Here is a 22142-nt window from a genome sequence, read left to right as displayed (position 1 = left end):
TGGTCTCCCCTCCGGTAGCCACCTTTCCAGTTTCAAGCATGGCACCCCGTAGATTAGGGAGTAAATTCCAACGGCGCTCCGTCAAGGTCTTCTAACTCTGCTTGAAATAACTGTAAGCAGCAAGCCGATGCTTCTTATCCTGAATCTGCACGTGCAAGACGCCATGACTCTCCAGCAGACTCTGATGATTTTGATGCGCAACATCAAAAGCACGCTGGTACTCATCCTGGCCCTGTGCCACGCGAGCATTTCGAGCAATCAAGTTCTCAAGTTGGTGAGCGGCCTTTTCAATCTGGACAACTTGTAGACAAAGTTTTCCGTCGCACTGCTCTGACGAGAGGTAGTCCGAGGATGGTGACATGACTGTACCGGTGAGTTATACGCCGTCGCCGATGTAATCGCTGGTGAAGTCGTAAAAATCTAGGTCTACTGGTTGTAGTGGGTTGAGTCTAGTGGCTCGGCGACCTTATGCGAGTTTTTCATTGAGGGGGTCTTGTTTCTACCGGCACGGACGCGTCGACTTCCTCGATTGGTACCATCTTTAGCCATGGTTCTCTCCCGTGATTGTTGGGTAAGATGGAAGAAACGGCCAGTTCGAAGAGGATAATTTGACAGCGTCTAGAAAGATAACGGGGTACTGGATTCGTCAGGTCATCTGGTGGATAGGAACTTTCCTGTTGTCACCTGCCGTTTTTGGATTTTTCTACCAAGATGCCTTCTACAAACTTTTTGCATGGCTCCCAGTACCTGTCATTTTTGCTTACGAGGGAACAAGCCTGGAGGCCGCTCGTTTTTTCTACCTTCAGATATACGGATTGAGCTTCTGGGCAATAGCGGTGGTAATGTTTTGCTTATCTTTATGGGAAAGCACAGAGGGAGAAGCTCCAGTAAAATCAAGGAAGATTCTCATTTTCTATCGATCTTTCAAAGTCATCCTAGCTGCCGCTTTTCTTCCTTTTCTGCTGTGGGGGTTATTCATTTCATCCATAATTATCTTTACTGCCTGGGACCAGATACCAAGGTAAAAGTTCAAAAAAAATATGACGAGTATGACTATTTTGCTGCCCTCAAAGAAATAATAAACTTTTGAGGGCACCGCAACACAGTTCATAACTAATTCACCGTCCTAAGCGTAAAGGATAATTCGGACTGGGGCTCGCCAAGAATTTGGCGAAGCAAAGTGCTTATTCCTTTGCCTCTTCTACCATTGAGAAAATTAATCAGTACTTTCACGGCCTTGATCTGAGTGACGAGCACCAGGTGGGCTTTGCGACCACCTTTGTGGCTGAGGCGGCCAAGGACGCAGGGCCCAAGCAAAGCGCCATGGCCAACACCAAGGTGGACTTCTACCACTCAAAGAATGTGCGCGTTGGCCTGGCCAATAAGCTCTGGGACTACAGCTCAGACACAGCTGACCTCATTGACCACGTGCGCAAACTACCCCCGGAGAAGTTCGTGGAGTTCATGCTAGAAATGGGCCTCTACGAACTGCTGCGGGGCGAGAAGGTGGAGGAGCTGAGCCACTAGATTCGTATTTTCTAGGAAGACAGAATAAGGCTAACGGCTGTGGTGTTCTCCCCTTCCTCTTCACAGAAAAGAATAGGAGCGATAGGCTGTACATCAGAGAACAGTTACGTCATGCCTAGGATGGGAGGATAGGAAATGACCACTAGCACCGCTAGCTTTGTAAGGCTTCAATCAATAAAGACTGGTAGAAGGGTATCAAAAACCAGTGGTAAGACTATAGCTCGTCGCCTATCTGCTGAGCCTATGCGTGGCACAGATGGTCTGACAGACGATGAGCGTGCTGTCTATGCCCAACGGGCAAAATCAATCCACAATAGTCTGCCTGCAGAAGACCTAGAAAAAGCTTTCGCCCGTCTATCTCAGTGAGGGAAGCTATGACTACGGTAGAGTTCCCTCTGCCTTCTAGCTATCAGCAGCAGATAGAAGAATGGGTCTGCACCCAGCCAGAAAAACAGGCTTATATGCCGGGCAGAGGCAGATTCCATCCCGCACCTTGGGAGCTGGCAGTACAGTCCCTCATCAGGACTACCCGTATTTCAAAGGTAGCTAGAACTCCTCATGAAATACTCGTTGGGCTAGTTACTGAAGGTCAGCTTCTTGCAGTTGCCTACATTGATTACAGTTCTTCCCGTAAGGCGTTTCATATTGCCTACTTGTCAGTTCGTATCGACCACCAAGGATACGGTTTATCACAGCATTTGCTCGATGCTTGTGGAAGTGCAGTTCAGAGTACCTATTTCTCAGACATAGTGTCGCAGAACAACAACGCCATTAGGTTCTACTGTGAGGTTGATTCCCGTAATAAAGCATCAATATCTGCACTCCATGCATTTGGGTTCAGCTTGGCTGGGTCTGTAACTACAAGCCGCGAAGAAATCCAGACCTTCATTTATCAGGTACCTTTTTCGGGCCAGATTTAGCAGTCCCTACCGCACCTCGTACCCAGCCGCCCGGATTGCGTCCTTCATATCCCCAATGCTCACTTCGACGAAGTGGAAGATAGAAGCTGATAAGGACGCCGGGCTCAAACAAAGCGCCATGGCCAACACCAAGGTGGACTTCTACCGTTCGAAGAACGTGCGCCTCGGCCTGGCCAATAAGCTCTGGGACTACAGCTCAGACACGGCTGACCTCATTGACCATGTGCGCAAAAACTACCCCCGGCGAAGTTCGTGGAGTTCATGCTAGAGATGGGTTTGTACGAGCTGCTGCGGGGCGAGAAGGTGGAGGAGCTGAGCCACTAGATTGTGTGGGACATCTTAGAGAGCAAGCTCTCCGCCACCTGCTCCACGCCCAGGCGGTACTGTGCGGAATCACGATCTACACGACGCACATCTGTTAAATCAAGGGCAGCCCTACTCTGTTCCTCTGGAATCCTAGAGTTAGCAATCCACAGAACCGGCACAACATTCTTGCTGTCTAACACAGACAAGTCACTTACTTGCTTTACCCAGCGAGGCGTCACCAAAGCCAAGCCAACGTGAGGAAGCTGCTCGTCAGCGTCCGCCCCAAAGGTATCGGCCAGACCTGTCAAATCATCATCAAAGATGAGGTCAACATTCAATCCAGACAGGCCCTCAACGGCATCAGCAACATCTTCAGCAAAGCCACGAATATTCCCTGCTAACGCAGAGCCCCTATCAGCCGCAGCGAAACTAGCAATGATACGCAAGTCAACATCGCCAGTGTTCTTAGAGAGCTCAAGCTCTGCCCGTGGATCAATCGCAGTTGCGGGCCCTCTGTTCATCAGCCCCTGCCACAAACTAGCATCCCACAAGGCGGCCAATGGAAGTGCCCATATGTTCTCACCTAAAGGCACAGGCTGAGCCACATTACAAACGACGACACCCCGAGCTACCCTGGCACCATACAATTCTTTAAAAGCCTTTAGCCCCTTCAAGAATTCAGGTTTTACACGCGCAGAAGCTTTAACTTCCACAGCAACGAGAGAACCAGCAGAATCACGCAAGACAACATCGACCTCAACGTCCTTGTTCTTAATCCGCTGCCGCCAATGGAATATCTCCACACTACGCTCAGCCCATCCAGCATGAGCGCGTACCTGCTGCATGACCAGCGCCTCAACCAAGTGCCCTCGTACATCTGCATCAACTAACTGTGCATCACTCGTACTTACCAAAGACCGGGTGGATAAAGCCACATCTGCGGGGAAAAACTTAGCTGAAGACCGCAGAGACCTCTTTGAAGCCCGATGTAGGTTAGGAACCTCATAGATTAAGAAACGTTTTTCGAGAGCGTCAAGATAAGAATCAACTGTTCGACGGTCCATTGAGAGTTCTCTGCCCATTTCAGAGATATTTAGCTCTGAAGCAGGGTGCCTTAAAACATATGCCAAAATCTCGTGTGCACGCACCTGATCAAACGACTCACCTGGCTTTACCCGCTGAGTTAAGATGCTTCTTATACCCTCGTCAATAGCCAGCCATAAAGTAGAGGTCACTGAATAACCAGCAAACCGACGATACTGGGGCATACCTCCTAGAACAATCGCATCAGATTCAATATCCAGAGGTTGTGCGTGTTCACCTGTCACCGGATGTGCATCAAATAGAGCATCTATTACAGACCACGGCTGCTGATGGGGAGAGCTGATTTCTGCCTCACTCAAAGGCTCTAATGACACTCGTAAAGCCCTGCGTGCCAGAGGGTCAGTGCCACCAAAGCCACTTTGCCCGATGCTTGAAGACCCGGTAAGAACCAGACGGATTGAGTCCTGGCTCTCATCTAGAACCTGTTTCACAGCAACCGGCAGCTCAGGAACCAGCTGAGCTTCGTCGATTGCGCAGGGCCACTCTAAACCACGGAGCCAACCCACTGTATCAGCCTCAACCACTGCTCGCAGACCGGCATCAGCCATCGAATAAACAGCCTTCAGATGCCCCTCATGAGCCAGCTTGTTCACCAAGCTTGTCTTCCCCACTGCACGAGCGCCTTCGATAATCACGACAGGCGCAACAGCAATTAAGTCAAGTATCTTGGGCTCAAGGAATCTGGGATATAAGGTCATAGGTCAAATTGTACATTCGATGTACAAAATTTTGTACATCGAATGTACAAGTTGTTAAAAGTGCTGGGTGGATTAACTAGTTCACCTCATTAGTCATCATCAAGATGCTTTCCTACCGCACCTCGTACCCAGCCGCCCGGATTGCGTCCTTGACCTCCCCAATGCTGACCTCGCCGAAGTGGAAGATAGAAGCTGCCAGCACGGCGTCCGCGCCTGCTTCGATGGCGGGCGGGAAGTGCTCGGCAGCGCCCGCGCCACCCGAAGCAATCAGGGGCACAGAGACAACCGAGCGCACCGCCCGAATCATGGGCAGGTCAAAACCGGCCTTGGTGCCGTCGGCGTCAATGGAGTTAAGCAGGATCTCGCCCACCCCGCGCTCCTGGGCTTCAGCGACCCATTCCAGCAGGTCAAGGCCGGTGGATTTGCGCCCGCCGTGGGTGGTCACCTCATAGCCTGAAGGAGTAGCATCCGACTTCTTGGCGTCGGCAGAGAGCACCAAAACCTGGGATCCAAAGCGCTCGGTAATCTCGTTGATGACCTCAGGCCGGGCAATCGCGGCAGTGTTGATTGAAGCCTTATCAGCCCCGGTGCGCAGCAGACGGTCAACGTCCTCAGGGTTGCGCACTCCCCCGCCCACGGTCAGCGGAATAAAGACCTGCTCGGCGGTGGAAGAGACAACATCAAAAGTAGTCTGGCGGTCAGAGGACGAAGCCGTCACGTCAAGAAAAGTCAGCTCGTCAGCGCCCTCAGCGTTGTAGCGCTTAGCCAGTTCCACCGGATCCCCGGCGTCGCGCAGGCCCTCAAACTTGACGCCCTTGACCACGCGGCCGGCATCCACATCAAGACACGGAATAACACGAATGGCAACACCCACGGGCGCTCCCCCTTTCCTTGAATCAAAAACTAAAGCGGCGGCGTCCTCCCATATCAGGGGCAAGGACGCCGCCGGGCAAGACTACAGGCGGGCAGCCTGAATTGCGGTCACAAGAATACCGCGACCCCCAATGTCATAGAGGGAATCCATGACCTTATTAGCAGCCTTACGCGGCACCATAGAACGCACAGCCACCCAGCCCTCGCGCGAGAGCGGTGAAATGGTGGGGGCCTCCAGGCCGGGGGTCAGTTCCTTAGCCGCGTCCAGGTTAGCTTCGGCAATGTTGTAATCAATCATGACGTACTGGCGGGCAATCAGCACACCCTGCAGGCGGCGCTGCAGGCGCTCAAGACCGGCGTGGTCCTCAACGCCGGGGCGCTTAATGAGCAGGGCCTCAGAGCGCATAATCGGGTCGCCAAAGGGTTCCAGACCAGCAGCGCGCATCGTGTTGCCGGTTTCTACCACGTCGGCAATAGCGTCGGCAACGCCCAGGCGAATGGAGGACTCAATCGCCCCATCCAGGCGCACTACCGAAGCCTTAATACCGGAGCGTTCCAGGTAGTCGGTCAACAGGCGCTTGTAGCTGGTAGCAATACGCTTACCTTCAAGCTCGGACGGGTCAGTGAAGACACCCGCCGGGCCAGCCAGACGGAAGGTGGAGCGGGCAAAATCAAGGGAAAGAGCTTCTTCGGCGTGGGTTCCAGCGTCTAGCAACAGGTCCCGGCCGGTGATACCGACGTCCAGGGTTCCTTCGCCGACGTAGACGGCAATATCACGCGGGCGCAGGTAGAAGAACTCCACCTCGTTTTCCTGGTCGACGAGCACAAGTTCGCGGGAGTCGCGGCGCTGGAGGTAACCTGCTTCGGTGAGCATGGTGACGGCAGCCTGAGACAGCATGCCCTTATTGGGGACTGCAACACGCAGCATAAGTATTTTTCCTTTGCAGTGGGGTTTAGAGGTACTTGTAGATATCTTCGGGAGTCAGTCCCTTGGCGATCATCATGCACTGCAAATGGTAAATCAGTTGTGAAGCCTCTTCTGCGAATTCGGCATCTGACTGGAATTCGGCGGCCATCCACACTTCGGCTGCTTCTTCGACGATTTTTTTGCCGATGAAGTGGACGCCCTTGTCGAGTTCAGCGACGGTTCCGGAGCCCTCGGGGCGGGTTTCGGCCTTTTCGGCCAGTTCTGCGAATAGGGTTTCAAAGTTCTTCACGGTTTCTAGAGTACCGCTCTTTGAAGCTGCGGCGTTACCGGGCAGGTGGAGATTTCATCTTTCGGTCATGTGCCCTGCATTTCCCGGTAAGGACGCGCCCGCCCTCCTACCCCAAGCCAGGGCAGGAGGGCGGGCGTCGGGGCCTACTTACCGGGCGCTGTAGATTGTGTGGCTCGTACCCACCGGAAAACTAGCCGAAACAGTAAGTTCTGCTCCGAGTGCTGTGATGTATTTATGGAGGGTTTTGAGACTCACGCTCCCAATGTCTCCCTTTTCCATTTGGGAAATTCTTTTTTGGGAGACACCGATTTTTTCAGCCAGATCGGTCTGCGTCATTCCTAGATCTTTACGCAGTTTTTGCAGTTGGTATACATGGGCTTCAGCATGCATGTCATCAACCAGGCCTTGTAATTCTTGAGAATCTACCGGTCGCATTTGTTTCAGTTCTTCAAGCGTTGTCACGGCGCTTCCTTAGGTATTCTTCGTAACGTTTCTCAGCAAGGGGGATGTTCTGTTTGTACCATTTGGTCCATTGGCTGGTTTTGTCACCAGCTACCAACAGAATTGCTTGTTGTTCTGGGTCAAAGATAAATAGAATTCTAATATTTTTTGCATGTCCTCGGGGCCTCAATTCTTTGAGGTTGTGTAGAGACGAACCGGTAATGCGATCAATAAAGGGCCTGCCACCATGAGGCCCTACAGTCCCAAGATATTCAAGAGCTGCAAGCACATGAAGATATTCCTGGCTAGGCAGTTCCATGAGCCAGTCTTGAACTAAACTTACTTCAACCGTCCACCCTTGCATACCACCAGAGTACTACAAATATGTTCTATTGCATAGGTGAAGACAAAGAATAGCCCTCCTGCCCCAAGCCAGGGCAGGAGGGCGGGCGTCGGTTTTCTGCCGAGGTGCTACTTATCGGTTAGGGCAGGGAGTCCAGCTCTTCCCACCGGGAGCGTAACACCGGGGTCCAGTGTAACCAGGGTAGGGGTTGGGTTCCGGCTCAGGTGCAGGCGCAGGGGCCGGAGCAGGCGGTGGGGCAGGCTGGTTCTGGCCAGGTGCCGGATTAGGGACGGGCGCAGGGGCAGGTACAGGAGCTGGGGCAGGTGCAGGCGGCTGGTTTAGCTGGGCTTGACGTTGACGTTCAGCCTCAGCTGCCTGTTCAGCAGCAATCCGGTCTGCTTCAGCCTGAGCTGCAGCTGCCTGTTCAGCAGCGATTCGCTCAGCTTCAGCTTGAGCAGCTCGTTCAGCTTCTAGCCTCTGAGCTTCAGCAGCTTCTGCAGCCTTGCGTTCTTCTTCAGCCTTACGTTCTGCTTCAGCTGCCTGGCGCTGGGCTTCTTCCTTCTCAGCCGCTTCACTTTCAACAGTTTGCACAGCCCTCAGATAGTCACGGTTCCTTGATTCAAGTGCAGACTTGAGTGAGCCAATAAGAGAAGACACGGTTTCGGTCTGGAGGAGGTTCTTCAGATACTCTTCCGATCCATCAGCACTGATTTCTTCAAGCGTTGTAAGTATTTTTAGTGCTGCTTCAACAGCTGTTATGAGGTCTTCAGGACTTGTAGCTTCTTCTACAGCCTGGGTAGCTTCTCTGAGCATTCCTGGCAGTGCACATGAACTAGCGGGATCGAAAATTCCCCGATTGTATTCCAAGGCTTCTTCTTGTGCTTTGAGGATTTGGGGGTAGAACTTCTCGTTTGGTGCGATTTTGATGGCTAAGGCAAAACCGTTTTTGGCTATTGTTTCGTTGACGAAGGTTCCGTCTTCTTTATACACTCCAGCGAGCAGACGGTCGTATTTATCAGTTTTTTCTTTATCAAACTCAAGGGTGACTTGTGTTCCCTCGGGCAACATGTTGGTCAGAAATTGGCTTGCTTCAGGCCCTAGGCATTCTACATTCTGATTGGGATGTTTAGTTTCTGGGGTGTCGATGTTGAGTAGGCGCACGGTGGCGTCCTTACCCTGGTATTCAACCTCAATAGTATCGCCGTCGATAACCCTCTTAACGGTAGCGGTGTCCCCGCCCCCGCAGGAGGTAAGGGCCAAGGTGGCTAGCAGGGCTGTGCCCAGGGCACGGAAGAGTCTTTGGGGCATATGCTTTTTCTCCATTGAACTGCATGATTTGTGGTCGTAGAAGACTCAATCAAGCTTAGGAAAAAACATGCCTGTCTGCTAAAAATTACCTGTCTATGACAATCGACAGTCAGTTCCTAGACACAAAAGGGCCCATGAGCAGCTGAAGGTTCATCTTCAGCCGCCCAGGGGCCACTGTCACTAACGGACGCTACCGCCTAGCGCACGTCCACGGTGGGGTCGGGGAAGGCGGTTTCGACCTCAACCTTGGCGGCCTCCTGGTTGCGGGTGCGCCACCAGACGAAGAAACCAACCAGGGTGAAGCCCCCGTAGAAGAGGTACATGAAGGCGCTGGCGTAGTAGCCTGCTGACCAGAGCAGGGGCACGCCGACGACGTCCACAGCAACCCAGACCAGCCAGAACTCCACCCAGCCCTTAGCCATACCAAAGGTGGCCAGCAGGGAGCCGGTGAAGATCCAGGCGTCAGACCAGACCGGCTCATAGGAGCCCAGGGCGCGGAAAATCGGGGTCAGCACGCCGGTGCCGATCAGCATGAAAGCGATCATGAAAGCGCGTTCCTTCCAGCTGGCCCACTGGGGAACCACCGCAGCCTGGCCGGCCTCGCCGGTCTTGCGGGTCTGGTTCCAGCGGTACCAGCCCCACACGGACACAGCAATGAACATGACCTGACGGCCTGCCTGGCCGAGCAGGTTAGCGGTACCGTAGGTTGAACCAAACACGGTGCCCAAGAAAACGGTGAGCAGAAGCAGATTGCCAAGAATGCCGACAGGCCAGGCCCAGACCTTACGGCGCATACCGCCGAAGGCTGAAAGCAGGCCAAAAACATTACCGAGGACTTCGCGCACTAGCAGGGACTGGTTATCACCAATCGCAATCTGAGCGTCGAAGAGCCACCGCAAGAGATCCATAAAAAACTCCCAAAGCTAGTGGCTCCGGGAGAACAAATCGAAGGGCACCCGCGTGTGCCAGCCATGGGGCGTCGGTCAGGACGCCGGTGGGCCGGGTAGGCGGGTGGGGCAGGTACCCCGGGTGTGGGGTACTCAACGGTTTGCTCGTGCTACCTTCCATCCAGACTGTACTGTCTGCCAAGGAATTTCACCTTGCAGGTATCAGGCACATGACTTGTGCCGTCAATTAGCGGGCTGTCACCGCAGGTTCGGATTTTCACCAGGTCCCGGAGCACGATTTATATTTGCACTTCAAGGTATAGCACACCTGGGGTTTCTGTGCGTCATATTGTGTCTTTTTGAGACGGCCTCCTTCCTTTCGGATGGGTTTGCCCCTACAGTTGATAAAGTCACTTTGACCCTAATACTGTGAAGTTATTCCCCATGAAAACCACCGCCCCACCCACCATCCAGACTGCTCCCCCGCAGCCGCAAGCGTCCGCGTCCGGCCTCGACCACCGACTCGACGCCCTGCCCCTAACCCGCCGCCACGGAAAAATCCTCGGCATCACCGGAATCGGCTGGGCCCTGGACGCCATGGACATCGGCCTCATCTCCTTCGTCATGGCTGCCCTGATCGCCCACTGGGGCATCACCCCAGGCCAGGCCTCCCTCTTGGGGTCCATCGGCTTTCTCGGCATGGCCCTTGGCGCCATCGCCGGCGGCCGCCTGGCTGACCGCTTCGGCCGCCGCGCCCTCTTCGCCCTCACCCTCCTGATCTACGGGGCAGCCACCGGCCTCTCCGCCCTCGCCACCACCTTCACCGTCCTGCTGGCCCTCCGTTTCATCGTCGGACTCGGCCTCGGCGCAGAACTACCCGTCGCCTCCACCTACATCTCAGAATTCTCCCCCCAGCGCCTCCGCGGCCGCATGGTGGTCATCCTCGAAGCCTTCTGGGCCATCGGCTGGATCCTCGCCGCCGTCATCGGCACCTTCATCGTCGCCAGCTCCCCCGACGGCTGGCGCTGGGGCCTGGCCCTCGGTTGCATCCCAGCCCTGTACGCCATCATCGTCCGCCTGGGCCTACCCGAATCCGTCCGCTACCTGCTCGCCCGCGGCGACCACCACACAGCAGAAAACATTGTGCGGGAACTTGAAGAATCCCCCCGCCTCTTCAAACGGACAACCCCGCAGACCGACACCCCGAGCCACCCCGCCCCCAAACAAGCCAAGGGCACCGACCAGGCCGCCACCGCCAGAGGAATCTGGGGGCAAGAACTCCGCCGCCGCACCGCCGCCCTCTGGGTCGTCTGGTTCTGCGTCAACCTGGCCTACTACGGGGCCTTCATCTGGATCCCCTCCCTCCTCGTCCAGCAGGGATTCAGCCTCGTCACCTCCTTCACCTTCACCCTCATCATGACCCTCGCCCAGCTGCCCGGCTACGCCGTCAGCGCCTGGCTCATTGAAGTCTGGGGACGACGCGCCACCCTCGCCACCTTCCTCCTCGGCTCAGCAGCCTCAGCCATCGGCTACGGCTCAGCAACCGACATCCCCTGGATCATCACCTTCGGCTGCCTACTCTCCTTCTTCAACCTCGGAGCCTGGGGTGCCCTCTACGCCGTCGGCCCAGAACTCTACCCCGTCCACCTCAGGGGCCGGGGCACCGGAGCCGCCGCAGGGTTCGGACGGCTGGCCTCCATTGCAGCCCCGCTCCTCGTCCCCCTCCTGCTCGGCATCGTTGGAGTCACCGGCCTCTTCATCGTCTTCGCCGTCGCCTTCACTATTGCCTCACTCGCCACCCTCCTACTGCCCGAAACGAAAAACCGGCAGCTGGCCTAAGATAGGTAAGCAGGAGTTTTACCCACCGGCCACGAGAGGAAACCATGAGCGAAGCCAAGCCCGCAAACGTCCAAAAACGCGACACCACCTTCAAGCAGGAACACGGGGCGGTATCTCACCTGGTCAAGCGCAAGCCCGACCAGGCTGTTGCCCGCGCTATCAAGGGGGCACAAAAGGTGCTGGACGAGGGCCAGGGCAAGCAGGCCCTGAACGTCCTGACCCTAGCCAAGCCCGTCCTGGTTGCCGGGTCTGAGGACGCCACCGCCTACTACACCATGCTGGCCACCATCCACCGGGCCATGGGCAACGAGCAGGCCGCCCAGCGGGCCGAGCAGAACCTGGCCTAACCTACATACAAGAAGAAGGCGATGGAGAGCATCCATCGCCTTCTTATTTTTCGTGAGACCAGCACTCAAGAGCCTGGTTTACCTACTTACACAACCTGGGCGGCTGAGTTATTACCGCTCTCCTTAGCCCACACAGTTGCAATGATGGTAACGGCAAAACACAGCATCATGTAGGCTGCCGGGAGCACAATGCTCCCCTCGCCCGCTGTAAAGAGCCAAGCCACAATCATGGGCGTAAAGCCAGCGATGATGACACCGTTCGTTTCACGGGCCAAAGCAACACCGGTAAATCGGGTCTTAATGGGGAACAGGTTAACCAGGAAGGCTCCCTGAGGGCCAGAGGTTGTAGACAGCACTACACCAAATGAGATAGCCAGGGCTGCAAAGCTCATGAGGAAGCTCCCCGAGGTCAGAGACATAAACAGGGGGAAAGCAAAGAGAAGGCCGATGGTTGCACCGATCATCATGGTCTTACCCGCACCAATCTTGTCGCCCAGGGCACCGCCCACCGGTGAGAGCACGATACCGAAAAGCGTCGCCAGCATCACGGCAGTCAGAGCTGTGGTGCGGTCAAGGTTACCGTAGGTAGTCATCACCGTAATCGACACAATCGAAATGATGTAGTTATTGGCATTATGACCGGTAACGGCCATAAACCCGATCACAACCTGTTTGAAGTTCTCACGGACTACCTGAGCAAGCGGAACAGAAGACTTCTGCTGCTTCTCATCACGGGAAGCCATGGCAGCCTGATACTCAGGTGACTCTTCGAGCTTATTCCGAATGAAAATTGCAACGGCAAACAGAACAACAGAAGCCAAGAAGGGAATACGCCAACCGATACCCATAAAGGTTTCCTCAGGTAGGGTCGACACCAGCATAAATGAAAGGGTTGCGAGCAAAGAACCTGCAGGAGGCATAGACAGTACAAGGGAGGTCCAGAACCCACGACGCTGCACAGGTGTATATTCCGCAACCAGGGTGAGGGCACCCGTCAGCTCCGCACCAGCTCCCAGGCCCTGCAAAAGACGCAGGAAGACCAGCAAGAAAACAGCCCAGGCACCTAAGAATTCAGCAGTAGGCAAGAGGCCGATACCCACTGTTGAAACACCCATGATGATAATCGTCAGCATCATGGCCGGCTTACGACCGCGCTTATCACCCAGCCAGGCAATCAGCAAACCACCCAGGGGCCTGGCCACAAAACCCACCGCAAAGGTCGCGAAAGCAGCAATAGTTGCGCCACTGTCCATCTGGGAGAAGAACAAGGGGCCAATGATAAGGCTGGCCGCAGCACCATAGAGCGCGTAGTCGTACCATTCCACCAAGGTGCCTAGCATTGCTGCTAGCAAAGCTCGCGATGCCCCCGGTTTCAGATCCCCACGAATCGTTGAGATTGCACTCATTGAACCCTCCAATCAAGAGAAACATGCTGTGAATTTAGATCTGAGAGTTTGCTGACGCCAAGTAGCTGCGCGGTGCGCGTCATTTCCTGGGTAAAGATTTCTAGTGCCCGCACCACGCCCTCTGCACCGCCTGCCATGAGACCGTACAGGTAGGCTCGCCCAATCATCGCGCCGTCCGCACCGAGAGCTACCGCTGCAATCACATCAGCACCAGACATAATTCCGGTATCAATGAGAACCGTGGGTTCATTGCCGATAGCTTCCCGCACTGCAGGAAGGGTGTACAGAGGTACAGGGGCCCGATCAAGCTGCCGTCCTCCGTGGTTCGACAGCACCACGCCGTCCGCACCGGCTTCAACTGAGAGCAGAGCATCCTGAGCTGTTTGCACACCCTTGACCAGAAGCTGACCCGGCCACTGCGCCCTCAACCAACTCAAGTCCTCATAGGTGAGTGTTGGGTCAAACATAGACCCAATCTGCTGGATACTCTGTGTGCCTTCACCGAAGTTCGTAAACCCCAGTGGCCGGGTAGTCAGAAAGTTAAACCACCACTCCGGCCTGTAGCTGGCGTTAAGGACGGTTGAGGGGGTCAGCTTGGGCGGGAAGGTCATGCCGTTACGGGCGTCCCTGTGGCGAGCGCCTGCAACCGGGGTATCGACGGTAACCATCAGGGTGTCATACCCAGCCTGGGCGGCTCGTTCAATGAGCTCAGAGGCTTTAGAACGGTTCTTCTGCCAGAGGTAGAGCTGGAACCATTTGCGTCCGTCAGGCCCTGCAGCGGCGACGTCCTCGATGGTTTCTGTACCCATTGTGGATAGGGTGAAAGGGATGTTGAAACGGTGGGCGGCCGCAATACCGCCCAGCTCCCCTTCTGCATGCATCATGCGGGTGAAGCCTGTGGGAGCGATTGCGAGAGGGTAAGCTGACGGCGCTCCGGCAAGTTGGGTAGACAAATCTACATCGCGCACATTTTTGAGTACCTGGGGGTTGAAGGCGAGATTATCGTAGGCTTCACGAGCTCTTTGGAGTGAGAGTTCTTTTTCTGCTGCACCATCTACGTAGTCGAAGGGGCCTTTGGGGGTCCTGCGTTTGGCTATTGTTCTGAGGTCCCATAGATCTTTTGCTGCGTCGAGGCGAGCCTTGCGGCGGTCTATTGCTGGTGCTTGAAATTTTAGTAAATCTTTGAGCACGTCGGGGGCAGGTAGTTGCCGTTTTAGGTTGACTAGCCTGGCTGCCGATGTATGACGAGACATGTCCTATCCCTATCCAATGTATTTATACGGTTCGGTATAAATATATACACCACATTCCCGCATTGGTGATAGGAGTCACTCAACTTTTTGCATGGTGAGAAACCGACAGGGGAGGGAGCCTCTCACGGCCCAGGTGGCTCCCCTGCCCCCAGCTCTTAGCCTCTTCTAGTGAGGCTAGTTAGTAGCTCTTTCACAAAGGCCTCGTTATCGGCATCCCCAGCGGCAGCATAGTGCTGCGCTGAGCTCACCAGGTAGCCCTGGGCGGTGTCCGCATCCCCTCCCTGAGCTGTGACCAAGGCCAGCAACTGGTAGGTCTCTGCAAGAAAAGCATGATCATCAAGTTCCAGGGCGAGGTCAAGCGCCTCAGAAAGCAGGGGGCGGGCAGCGTCCGTATCCCCCACCGCCAACAGCCCCTGAGCCTGGGCGTTACGCACATGCATCAGCTGAACCCTGTGCTTGCCCGCCGCATACAACTCATAAGCCTGGGCCAGATAACTCTGGGCCCGGGTCTCGTCCTGGTCCTGCCGGGCAAGCCCCGCCAGAGCCACCAGATTGTGGGCCTGACCCTCCGCATTCCCCTGGGCCTCATAGCCACGCAAACCCTGGTTATACCAGGTCTTGGAGCGCTCAAAATCGCCCAGCTCAGCGTGCAAGGAACCAACCTCGGTGGCAAAATCGGGCAGCTGCTCGGCATCAGGTTTGACCTCAGCCAGCAGGGCATGGGCGCGTGTAACTTCGGTAAGAGCTAGCGTGAGATTCCCCAGGTCGCGGTTGACCTCGCTCAAAATTTTCAAGGCAAGAATCTGCCCAAAGACTTCACCAGCGCTCTCAAAACCACCGGCGGCGGCCTGCAGGGCAGGTAGGGCATCTGGGAGTTGCCCGGCAGCAATGAGCTCCTGGGCACGGGCCAGCTCACGGTCAGCTTCTTCAAGGGGAGTTAGGTTCTGGGTCATGGCATCCTAGTGGGTGTGGGCGGACGCGGCAGCCCGGCGCAGGCCCGCAATAGCGGCTTCCAGGTCGTCCGCCCCATAGACGGAGGACCCGGCAACAAAGCAGGTGGCCCCGGCCTCTGCGGCACGAACGATTGTTTCTTCGGTGATACCGCCGTCCACCTGCAGGATCACCTCAGCCCCTGAGCCTTCAATGGCAGCAGCCGCCCGCTTGATTTTAGGGAGGGTGACGTCCAGAAAGGCCTGGCCGCCGAAGCCCGGTTCAACGGTCATAATCAGGAGCATGTCGAGTTCGCTGAGCATATCCAGGTAGGGCTCGACGCCGGTGGCCGGGCGCAGGGCCATGCCCGCCCTAGCCCCGCCCTCACGCAGGGTACGGGCCAGCTTGATGGGAGCAATAGCGGCCTCAGCGTGGAAGGTCACCGACTCGCACCCCACCTCAGCGTAGGCAGGGGCCCACCGGTCGGCGTCCTCAATCATCAGGTGAACATCAAAAGGAATGGGCGAGACCTCCTTGAGGCGCTTCACCACGGGCAGCCCCCATGTCAGGTTGGGAACAAAGTGGCCATCCATGACGTCAATGTGGGCGGCGTCGGCGGTCGAAATAGCGGCGAGCTCCTCCCCCAGCCGGGAGAAATCAGCACTCAAAATAGAGGGGTTAATCAGGCAGGTCATGGGCGTCCTTTCATCAGGGGCTTTGTACCCATCGTAGTGCCGACCAGCTACCGGTGGCGAAAAGCAAGACCCATCACAGTCCATCTAGTGGTTTCAAGGACTAATGGCACACCGCCAAAGACTACACTTTATACAGTCTTTTACATACTTATTCAAAGGTTTTGGATCTCATGAACTCAGTTCTGCTCGCGGTCCTGGTCATGCTGGCCCTGTCAGCTGCCCGCGTCCACGTCGTCCTGGCCCTCTTCATCGGCGCCCTCGTGGGCGGTCTCACCGGTGGTCTGGGGCTGGACGGCACCATGGTCGCCTACCAGGAGGGCCTCTCCGGCGGCGCCATGCTCGCCCTCTCCTACGCCCTACTCGGCGCCTTCGCCATGGCTGTCTCCAGCTCGGGCCTGCCCCAGCTGCTGGCCAACGGCATTATTGCCAAGGTCGGGGTTGAAAGCGCCGACGGCAAAAACCGGGTGGAGTTCACCGTCAAGTGGCTGCTGCTGGCCGGTATTCTGGCCATGTCCGTCATGTCGCAGAACCTGATTCCCGTCCATATTGCCTTCATTCCGCTGATTATTCCGCCCCTGCTGGCCGTCTTTAACCGTCTGAAGCTCGACCGCCGCCTTCTGGCCTGTGTGCTCACCTTCGGCCTAGTCACCACCTACATGTATGTGCCCGTTGGCTTCGGCGCTATCTTCCTCAACGATATTCTGCTGGGCAACATCGAGTTGGCCGGTATGGATACCAGCGGCATCAATGTCATGAACGCCATGGCTATCCCGGCCCTGGGCATGGTGGTTGGCCTGCTCGTTGCGATTTTCGTTAGCTACCGCAAGCCCCGTACCTACCAGACTGTTGAGCTGGCACCTACTGAAACTGGTACCACCGAGATCAAGAAGTTCAACGTGGTCGTTGCCATTATCGCGATTATTGCAACCTTCGCTGTGCAGGTCGTCATGCAGTCCCTAGGTACCGAGGCTAACTCCCTGCTGGTGGGTGCCTTGGTGGGTCTGACCATCTTCATGGTCACCGGTGCAGTTAAATGGAAGGAAGCGGACGACGTCTTCACCGCTGGTATGCGCATGATGGCCTTGATTGGCTTCATCATGATTTCAGCCCAGGGTTTTGCTGCTGTCATGGACGCCACCGGTGATGTCGATCCACTGGTTACCGTCGTTGCTGATATGTTCGCCGGGAACCAGGCCGCTGCCGCCTTCGCTATGCTGGTAGTTGGTCTGATTGTGACCATGGGTATCGGCTCGTCCTTCTCCACCCTGCCCATTATCACCACCATCTATGTGCCCCTCTGCCTGGCCCTGGGCTTCTCTCCCCTGGCAACCGTGGCCCTGATCGGTACCGCAGGTGCCCTGGGCGACGCGGGTTCCCCGGCCTCAGACTCCACGCTAGGCCCCACCGCCGGTCTGAACGCGGACGGCCAGCACGACCACATCCGCGACTCGGTCATTCCCACCTTCATCCACTACAACATTCCCCTGCTGGTTGCAGGCTGGGTAGCTGCGATGGTGCTCTAACGCCTCACGGGGAAACCCAGTAACGCCAAAGGACCGCATACTTCACGTGGAAGTATGCGGTCCTTTGTTGCTTCTCTCATCCCCTCGGTTCTATCGGGGCAGCAGAGATCAGGGGGCTAGTTCTTGCGGAAGAGGGCGAAGAACATGGCGTCGGTGCCGTGGATGTGCGGCCAGAGCTGGGCGGTGGTGGCCCCTTCTGCTAGGGTTGCTCCCTTGGGTGCCTGAGGGGTGAAGGCCGGGTCAAGTTCACCGGCCAGGACGGAGTTGCCCCCCTCGTCCGTCCGGGCAACGGCGCGAAGGGCCGCTCCGGAATCCAGCAGGGTCACATCGACCTTGCGCAGAATATCGTGCACGATACTCTGGGTTTCAGCCGTGTGGGGTGAGCAGGTCACATAGGCGATCAGGCCGCCGGGGCGGGTCACTGAGGCAGCTGCGGTAAACAGTTCGAGCTGCAGGGGCAGCAGGTCAGCAATGTCGCGCGGGCTCTTACGCCAGCGGGCTTCGGGGCGGCGGCGCAGGGCGCCCAGACCGGAGCAGGGCACATCGACCATGACGCGGTCAAAGAGCACACCGGCAGGCATGCCCGCAGGCAGGTTCTTACCTTCAGTGACTGTGCGGGCAATCTGACGGCCGTCCCCGGCTACCACCGAGTAGGTTCCGGACGGCAGCGGGGCCAGGGAGCGGCGCACCAATTCAGCCCGGTGGTCGGCAGCTTCATTGGCCAGGAGGCGGGCACCCCGCTGGGCGGCAAGAGCACCCAGGAGGGCGGCCTTACCGCCGGGGCCAGCGCAAAGATCAAGCCAGTTGCTGTCGTTGCCCTCAAGCGGGGCATCAGCTAGGGCCCGGGCTACCAGCTGGGAACCGGCGTCCTGGGCACGGACGACGCCCTCCCGCACCGATTCAAGCCGGGCCAGGTCGCCGGCAGAATAGAGGGCCGAGCCCTCCACCAGGGGGCCCTCTTCAGCACCTGCTGCGCGAGCCTCGTCCAAATCTCCCAGGCCGGGCAGGGCCACCAGGTTGACCACGGGTGAGGCGTTATCAGCATCCAGCAGGGCCTCTACCTCATCAGGCTTCCGGCCGTGGACTGCAAGCGCCTGACGGAAGGACCGCACAACCCAGGCCGGATGGGACTTTTCCAGGGCCAGCCGGGTCAGCTCATCGGGGGCTTCTTCGGCAATCAGGGCGTACCAGTCCTCCGGGGTGCGCTCAGAGACGCGGCGCAGCACAGCATTGACGAAGTTAGCCGGGCCGCTGCCAATCTCGGCGCGGGCCAGGGCAACCGTCTGGTTGAGGGCGGCGTGGTCGGGCACCCGCATGGCCAGGAGCTGGTGGACGCCCAGGCGCAGCACCAGCAGGATCTTGGTGCCGATTTTCTCCACCGGGCGGTCAACGCAGTGGGCCAGAACCGCGTCATAGGTGCCCTGGTTGCGCAGGGTCCCGTAGGTCAGTTCGGTGGCAAAGCCAGCGTCCCGGGCATCCAGGCGGGCAGCCCGAATAGCCTTGGGCAGCACCAGGTTAGCGTAGGAGTCTTCCAGGGCAACAGCTGAAAGCACCTGCAGGGCTACAGCCCGGGAGGAATCAGCCGTCCGGCTGCGCTGGGAGGGGGCAGAAGCCGAGAAAGCCCGGTCTTTGACCGCCTTGCGGTTACGCTCATGGCCCTTGGCATTCCGGCGGGTTTCTCCCCCACCGCCCTGTTTGGTCTGAGGCTCTTCGCCCCGGAACCTCTGGCCCCGGGGGGCTTGTGAGCCTTGCTTGTTCTGGTGGGAGGACGCACCGGCCCCGCTGGAGCGGTTGCCGCGAGTACCTCGGGGGTTGGGGGTGCCGCCGGCTTGGCCCTGCTGGGTGCGGTCGTCGCGCTTGCGGGCCCCGCTTCGGCCCTGGCCAGCCCGGTTAGCACCGGAACGGTTAGCCCCCGCCCGGCCCTTACCGCCGTGAGAGTGTCCGCCTGCATTCATGCTCATACCAGCACAACCTTTCCTTCTGCCAGGGCCGAGCCCTGCCCACGCGCCCAGTCGGAGGCGTTCATCATTTTCTTGCCTGCAGGTTGCACCTGGGTCAGTTCCAGGGCGCCGTCGGCGCAGGTGACGGCCACCTTTTTACCGGCCCAGAAGAGGGTGCCGGGCTCCCCCACGGGCTGGGCCTGGCTGGTCTTGGCCATGCCGAGTTTGAAGCGGGCCCCGTCGAGTTCTGCCCAGGCCCCGGGTTCGGGGGTTACCCCGCGCAGCTGGGCAATAATGTCAGCGCAAGAACGGGAAAAATCTACCTTACCGTCGGCGATCGTGAGCTTGGCGGCGTGGGTGGCCTCCCCGGCCTGCGGGGTGCCGGTGGCTCCGGCGGCAATATCGTCAAAGGTAGCAGCCAGCAGGGCCCCGCCGGTTGAAGCCAGGCGGTTCAGAATATCCCCGGCTGTATCCATCTCTTCCACCCGGGTTGATTCAGTACGGAAGACATTTCCGGTATCCAACCCTGCATCAATGCGGAAGGTTGAGGAATGAATTTCTGTCTCCCCGGCCATCAGGGCCCGCTGCACGGGGGCAGCCCCGCGCCAGGCAGGCAATTGCGAGAAGTGCAGGTTGATCCAACCTTGGGGAAGCAGGTCCAGGGCGCTTTGCGGCAGCAGGACGCCAAAGGCCACCACAGCCGCTGCCTCGGCACCCAGCTGCGCGACGGCGTCCGCAACCTCATCGGACCAGCGGTTGGCCTTAATAATGGGCAACCCCAATTCTTCAGCTCTGGCAGCTACCGGCGAGGGGGTGAGAATCTTCTTCCGGCCGACGGGGGCGTCCTCGCGGGTGAGAACCCCCACCACCTCGTACCCTGCCTCCAGCAGGCCGTTGAGAGGGGCTACGGCAACCTCGGGTGTACCAGCATAGAGTAACTTCATTGTCTTTCTCCTCTAGAATCCGAAGCTGCCGGGTTTCTGGCCAGTTGCTGTGCCTGCGCCAAAAGAACCACCCAGGGCACCAAAACTTGATGAGGTTGCAGCGGCCCGATCCCCCTGCACAGCGGCAGCAACCTGGTTGTAGTTGGCCTGCCGGATAGCCCGCCAAATGTTCTTCTTATCTTCACCCTCAACCCGGTCGATATACATAGTGCCGTGCAGGTGGTCGGTTTCGTGCTGGAGCATCCGGGCAAAGAGGCCTTCACCCTCGTACACCACCGGTTCGCCCTTGCAGTTCACGCCGGTCACGCGAGCCCAGTTCTTGCGCGGGGTAGCCGCTGACAGGCCCGGAACAGACAGGCAGCCTTCGCCGCCTTCCTGGGGTTCGTCGCCCACTTCAAGAACGGGGTTGATGATGTGGCCTTCGTCGAAGCCCTCAATGTTGCCAAAAGTGAAAATCTGTTTGGAGATTCCTACCTGCGGGCCAGCCAGGCCGACGCCCTCAACCTCATACATGGTTTCGAGCATGTCAGCTACCAGTTTTTCTAGTTCAGCGTCGAAAACAGTGATGGGGTCGCACTCGGTGCGCAGGACGGGATCGCCCACGGTTCTAATAGTCAAAATGGTCATAGTCTCTCACTTCTGTGGCTTGGGCTTGGGGGTAAAACTGAGGGTTAGGACGCTGCCGCCCCGGCTTCAGGAGCCAGGCTGGTCATTCCGGGTGGGGGTGGGGGTACCACCGGCATGAGGGCGTCTTCTGGGGTTTCGGTGAGCTGGCGGTTGAGGTCCCAGACCCGTTTGAGGGCGCAGAATTTGTACCAGTTTCTCTCTAACACCTGGGGGTTGGCTTGCTGGGGTACAACCTGGGTTTCCCCGAGAGCTACGCCCATGAGGATGCCGGCTCCCCCGTGCTGCCAGGGCTCCCATTCCCCGTTTTCAGCATCGATGAGGGCTTCTTCTGCCTTGACCCCGGCTACCAGTTGCATCACGACCTTGTCGTCCAGGGGTTTGACCCGTCCCTTGCGGTCTGTGCCCTTGGTCTTATAGTCGATGATGCAGGTATGCCCGGCTATTTCTGCCACGAGATCGAGGGTGCCGGCGTAGCCGACAGTTTCGTTCCAGATAGTCACCTCGGTGGCCAGGGGCTGAGGCCGGTAGAGCTCCCACCATTCGTCAAAGCGGTCTGCGTAGGCCTGTTCCCCGTGGGCTATGAGGTTCTCCCGGTAGCCCTCTACCTCGTGGGGTAGGCCCATGGCCCGCAGGGCCACCTGTTCTGCGTAGTTGTGGACGCGATCCCCCCGGGCAGCGGCGGCGTCCCGGTAGCGTTCCGAGGCGGCTGCGGCGTCCCGAATCACCGCAAATTTGAGGCCCGGGGAACTGGTGGCCCGGTAGGAGCGCTGGTCTTCGAGGGCGGCCTTGGCGGCCATGTAGCCATGCCAGCCCGAAAGATCATGGGCCTGCTGGCCAATCACGGTGGTGATGGAGGGGACAAGGAGCTCCCCACCCACGGTACGCGCGTACATGCGGCCAAAGTCGGTGGCCTGCGCGAGCATGGGAGTAGTCACAGGGGAAGGTCCTAGCGTGGTGGGGCGGGGGTAAGAAATCGGGCGCCCCTTTCGCTGGGGGCGCCCTATCGATTATACG

General features: G+C 57.7%; 23 protein-coding genes. 7 read left to right on the top strand and 16 right to left on the bottom strand.

The features are described from left to right. The first annotated feature begins 163 nt into the window (after positions 1–163). From ACMXX3_RS06675 to ACMXX3_RS06660, 4 genes are all read left to right on the top strand, one after another. Positions 164–307: a hypothetical protein gene (locus ACMXX3_RS06675; RefSeq protein WP_421083955.1), complete on the top strand. Its 144-nt coding sequence runs from the start codon at positions 164–166 to the stop codon at positions 305–307. Between the two features lie 860 nt (positions 308–1167). After that, the gene (locus ACMXX3_RS06670; RefSeq protein WP_421083954.1) at positions 1168–1527 is read left to right on the top strand and encodes a hypothetical protein; all 360 of its coding nucleotides are present in this window, start codon (positions 1168–1170) and stop codon (positions 1525–1527) included. Between the two features lie 374 nt (positions 1528–1901). Next, positions 1902–2447 (top strand): GNAT family N-acetyltransferase, encoded by a 546-nt coding sequence (locus ACMXX3_RS06665; protein ID WP_421083953.1) that lies wholly within the window; start codon positions 1902–1904, stop codon positions 2445–2447. A gap of 55 nt (positions 2448–2502) precedes the next feature. After that, the gene (locus ACMXX3_RS06660; RefSeq protein WP_421083952.1) at positions 2503–2715 is read left to right on the top strand and encodes a hypothetical protein; all 213 of its coding nucleotides are present in this window, start codon (positions 2503–2505) and stop codon (positions 2713–2715) included. A gap of 52 nt (positions 2716–2767) precedes the next feature. Here the strand turns inward: ACMXX3_RS06660 and ACMXX3_RS06655 are convergent, their stop codons facing one another. From ACMXX3_RS06655 to pnuC, 8 genes are all read right to left on the bottom strand, one after another. Continuing rightward, positions 2768–4555, bottom strand: coding sequence for an ATP-binding protein (locus tag ACMXX3_RS06655; protein ID WP_421083951.1), 1788 nt, complete (start codon positions 4553–4555; stop codon positions 2768–2770). Between the two features lie 112 nt (positions 4556–4667). Further along, entirely contained in the window at positions 4668–5429 is a 762-nt protein-coding gene (gene hisF / locus ACMXX3_RS06650; protein ID WP_421083950.1) for an imidazole glycerol phosphate synthase subunit HisF, read from the bottom strand. An 81-nt stretch (positions 5430–5510) separates the two neighbouring features. After that, positions 5511–6356: an ATP phosphoribosyltransferase gene (gene hisG, locus ACMXX3_RS06645; protein ID WP_421083949.1), complete on the bottom strand. Its 846-nt coding sequence runs from the start codon at positions 6354–6356 to the stop codon at positions 5511–5513. A gap of 25 nt (positions 6357–6381) precedes the next feature. Beyond that, a complete protein-coding gene (locus ACMXX3_RS06640; protein ID WP_135012131.1) occupies positions 6382–6645 on the bottom strand; it encodes a phosphoribosyl-ATP diphosphatase in 264 nt (87 codons plus the stop codon). Between the two features lie 147 nt (positions 6646–6792). After that, positions 6793–7107, bottom strand: coding sequence for a helix-turn-helix domain-containing protein (locus ACMXX3_RS06635; RefSeq protein WP_421083948.1), 315 nt, complete (start codon positions 7105–7107; stop codon positions 6793–6795). Then, positions 7094–7405 (bottom strand): type II toxin-antitoxin system RelE/ParE family toxin, encoded by a 312-nt coding sequence (locus ACMXX3_RS06630; protein ID WP_421083947.1) that lies wholly within the window; start codon positions 7403–7405, stop codon positions 7094–7096. Before ACMXX3_RS06630 ends, ACMXX3_RS06635 begins: the two co-directional genes overlap by 14 nt. Positions 7406–7561: 156 nt before the next feature. After that, complete coding sequence (locus ACMXX3_RS06625) at positions 7562–8737, bottom strand: thermonuclease family protein (RefSeq protein ID WP_421083946.1); 1176 nt, start codon at positions 8735–8737, stop codon at positions 7562–7564. Between the two features lie 197 nt (positions 8738–8934). Continuing rightward, positions 8935–9645, bottom strand: a complete 711-nt coding sequence (gene pnuC / locus ACMXX3_RS06620; protein WP_421083945.1) for a nicotinamide riboside transporter PnuC — start codon at positions 9643–9645, stop codon at positions 8935–8937. A gap of 423 nt (positions 9646–10068) precedes the next feature. On the opposite strand from pnuC, the gene ACMXX3_RS06615 reads away from it, so the two are divergent. Together ACMXX3_RS06615 and ACMXX3_RS06610 are read left to right on the top strand one after the other, a co-directional pair. Then, positions 10069–11463, top strand: coding sequence for an MFS transporter (locus ACMXX3_RS06615; RefSeq protein WP_421083944.1), 1395 nt, complete (start codon positions 10069–10071; stop codon positions 11461–11463). 44 nt (positions 11464–11507) lie between these two features. Then, positions 11508–11810 carry a hypothetical protein gene (locus ACMXX3_RS06610; protein WP_237201036.1) on the top strand — a complete coding sequence of 101 codons (303 nt, stop codon included), beginning with the start codon at positions 11508–11510 and terminating at the stop codon, positions 11808–11810. A gap of 86 nt (positions 11811–11896) precedes the next feature. Here the strand turns inward: ACMXX3_RS06610 and ACMXX3_RS06605 are convergent, their stop codons facing one another. The 4 genes from ACMXX3_RS06605 to rpe form a co-directional block, all read right to left on the bottom strand. After that, positions 11897–13150: an MFS transporter gene (locus ACMXX3_RS06605; RefSeq protein WP_421083943.1), complete on the bottom strand. Its 1254-nt coding sequence runs from the start codon at positions 13148–13150 to the stop codon at positions 11897–11899. A 62-nt stretch (positions 13151–13212) separates the two neighbouring features. Next, complete coding sequence (locus ACMXX3_RS06600; RefSeq protein WP_421083942.1) at positions 13213–14469, bottom strand: alpha-hydroxy acid oxidase; 1257 nt, start codon at positions 14467–14469, stop codon at positions 13213–13215. Between the two features lie 155 nt (positions 14470–14624). After that, a complete protein-coding gene (locus tag ACMXX3_RS06595; protein WP_421083941.1) occupies positions 14625–15422 on the bottom strand; it encodes a hypothetical protein in 798 nt (265 codons plus the stop codon). Between the two features lie 6 nt (positions 15423–15428). After that, a complete protein-coding gene (gene rpe, locus ACMXX3_RS06590) occupies positions 15429–16094 on the bottom strand; it encodes a ribulose-phosphate 3-epimerase (protein ID WP_237187609.1) in 666 nt (221 codons plus the stop codon). A 170-nt stretch (positions 16095–16264) separates the two neighbouring features. Here rpe and ACMXX3_RS06585 point away from each other — a divergent pair, with 170 nt between their 5' ends. Next, a complete protein-coding gene (locus ACMXX3_RS06585) occupies positions 16265–17617 on the top strand; it encodes a Na+/H+ antiporter family protein (protein ID WP_421083940.1) in 1353 nt (450 codons plus the stop codon). Between the two features lie 116 nt (positions 17618–17733). Here ACMXX3_RS06585 and ACMXX3_RS06580 read toward each other — a convergent pair whose 3' ends face one another. The 4 genes from ACMXX3_RS06580 to ACMXX3_RS06565 are packed head-to-tail and all read right to left on the bottom strand — an operon-like array spanning position 17734 to position 22063. Further along, a complete protein-coding gene (locus tag ACMXX3_RS06580) occupies positions 17734–19578 on the bottom strand; it encodes a transcription antitermination factor NusB (RefSeq protein ID WP_421083939.1) in 1845 nt (614 codons plus the stop codon). Then, positions 19575–20501 carry a methionyl-tRNA formyltransferase gene (gene fmt, locus ACMXX3_RS06575; RefSeq protein ID WP_421083938.1) on the bottom strand — a complete coding sequence of 309 codons (927 nt, stop codon included), beginning with the start codon at positions 20499–20501 and terminating at the stop codon, positions 19575–19577. The genes ACMXX3_RS06580 and fmt overlap by 4 nt, the downstream gene beginning before the upstream one ends. Before the next feature lie 12 nt (positions 20502–20513). Then, on the bottom strand, positions 20514–21128 hold the full coding sequence (gene def / locus ACMXX3_RS06570; protein ID WP_421083937.1) for a peptide deformylase: 615 nt from the start codon (positions 21126–21128) through the stop codon (positions 20514–20516). Between the two features lie 44 nt (positions 21129–21172). Continuing rightward, positions 21173–22063: a cytochrome gene (locus tag ACMXX3_RS06565; RefSeq protein ID WP_421083936.1), complete on the bottom strand. Its 891-nt coding sequence runs from the start codon at positions 22061–22063 to the stop codon at positions 21173–21175. Between the last annotated feature and the right edge of the window lie 79 nt (positions 22064–22142).

It is taken from the genome of Rothia nasimurium (assembly GCF_049068285.1).
Lineage (GTDB): Bacteria > Actinomycetota > Actinomycetes > Actinomycetales > Micrococcaceae > Rothia > Rothia nasimurium_I.
The sequence above is the reverse complement of the archived record's forward strand: the minus strand, read 5'-3'. Positions and strand labels throughout refer to the sequence as shown.

Coding starts and splice junctions, on each gene's coding strand:
- ACMXX3_RS06675 (WP_421083955.1), top strand. CDS start 164: ATGACTCTCCAGCAGACTCTGATGATTTTGATGCGCAACATCAAAAGC.
- ACMXX3_RS06665 (WP_421083953.1), top strand. CDS start 1,902: ATGACTACGGTAGAGTTCCCTCTGCCTTCTAGCTATCAGCAGCAGATA.
- ACMXX3_RS06660 (WP_421083952.1), top strand. CDS start 2,503: ATGCTCACTTCGACGAAGTGGAAGATAGAAGCTGATAAGGACGCCGGG.
- ACMXX3_RS06655 (WP_421083951.1), bottom strand. CDS start 4,555: ATGACCTTATATCCCAGATTCCTTGAGCCCAAGATACTTGACTTAATT.
- hisG (WP_421083949.1), bottom strand. CDS start 6,356: ATGCTGCGTGTTGCAGTCCCCAATAAGGGCATGCTGTCTCAGGCTGCC.
- ACMXX3_RS06630 (WP_421083947.1), bottom strand. CDS start 7,405: ATGGAACTGCCTAGCCAGGAATATCTTCATGTGCTTGCAGCTCTTGAA.
- ACMXX3_RS06625 (WP_421083946.1), bottom strand. CDS start 8,737: ATGCCCCAAAGACTCTTCCGTGCCCTGGGCACAGCCCTGCTAGCCACC.
- pnuC (WP_421083945.1), bottom strand. CDS start 9,645: ATGGATCTCTTGCGGTGGCTCTTCGACGCTCAGATTGCGATTGGTGAT.
- ACMXX3_RS06615 (WP_421083944.1), top strand. CDS start 10,069: ATGAAAACCACCGCCCCACCCACCATCCAGACTGCTCCCCCGCAGCCG.
- ACMXX3_RS06610 (WP_237201036.1), top strand. CDS start 11,508: ATGAGCGAAGCCAAGCCCGCAAACGTCCAAAAACGCGACACCACCTTC.
- ACMXX3_RS06605 (WP_421083943.1), bottom strand. CDS start 13,150: ATGCTAGGCACCTTGGTGGAATGGTACGACTACGCGCTCTATGGTGCT.
- ACMXX3_RS06600 (WP_421083942.1), bottom strand. CDS start 14,469: ATGTCTCGTCATACATCGGCAGCCAGGCTAGTCAACCTAAAACGGCAA.
- ACMXX3_RS06595 (WP_421083941.1), bottom strand. CDS start 15,422: ATGACCCAGAACCTAACTCCCCTTGAAGAAGCTGACCGTGAGCTGGCC.
- rpe (WP_237187609.1), bottom strand. CDS start 16,094: ATGACCTGCCTGATTAACCCCTCTATTTTGAGTGCTGATTTCTCCCGG.
- ACMXX3_RS06585 (WP_421083940.1), top strand. CDS start 16,265: ATGAACTCAGTTCTGCTCGCGGTCCTGGTCATGCTGGCCCTGTCAGCT.
- ACMXX3_RS06580 (WP_421083939.1), bottom strand. CDS start 19,578: ATGAGCATGAATGCAGGCGGACACTCTCACGGCGGTAAGGGCCGGGCG.
- fmt (WP_421083938.1), bottom strand. CDS start 20,501: ATGAAGTTACTCTATGCTGGTACACCCGAGGTTGCCGTAGCCCCTCTC.
- def (WP_421083937.1), bottom strand. CDS start 21,128: ATGACCATTTTGACTATTAGAACCGTGGGCGATCCCGTCCTGCGCACC.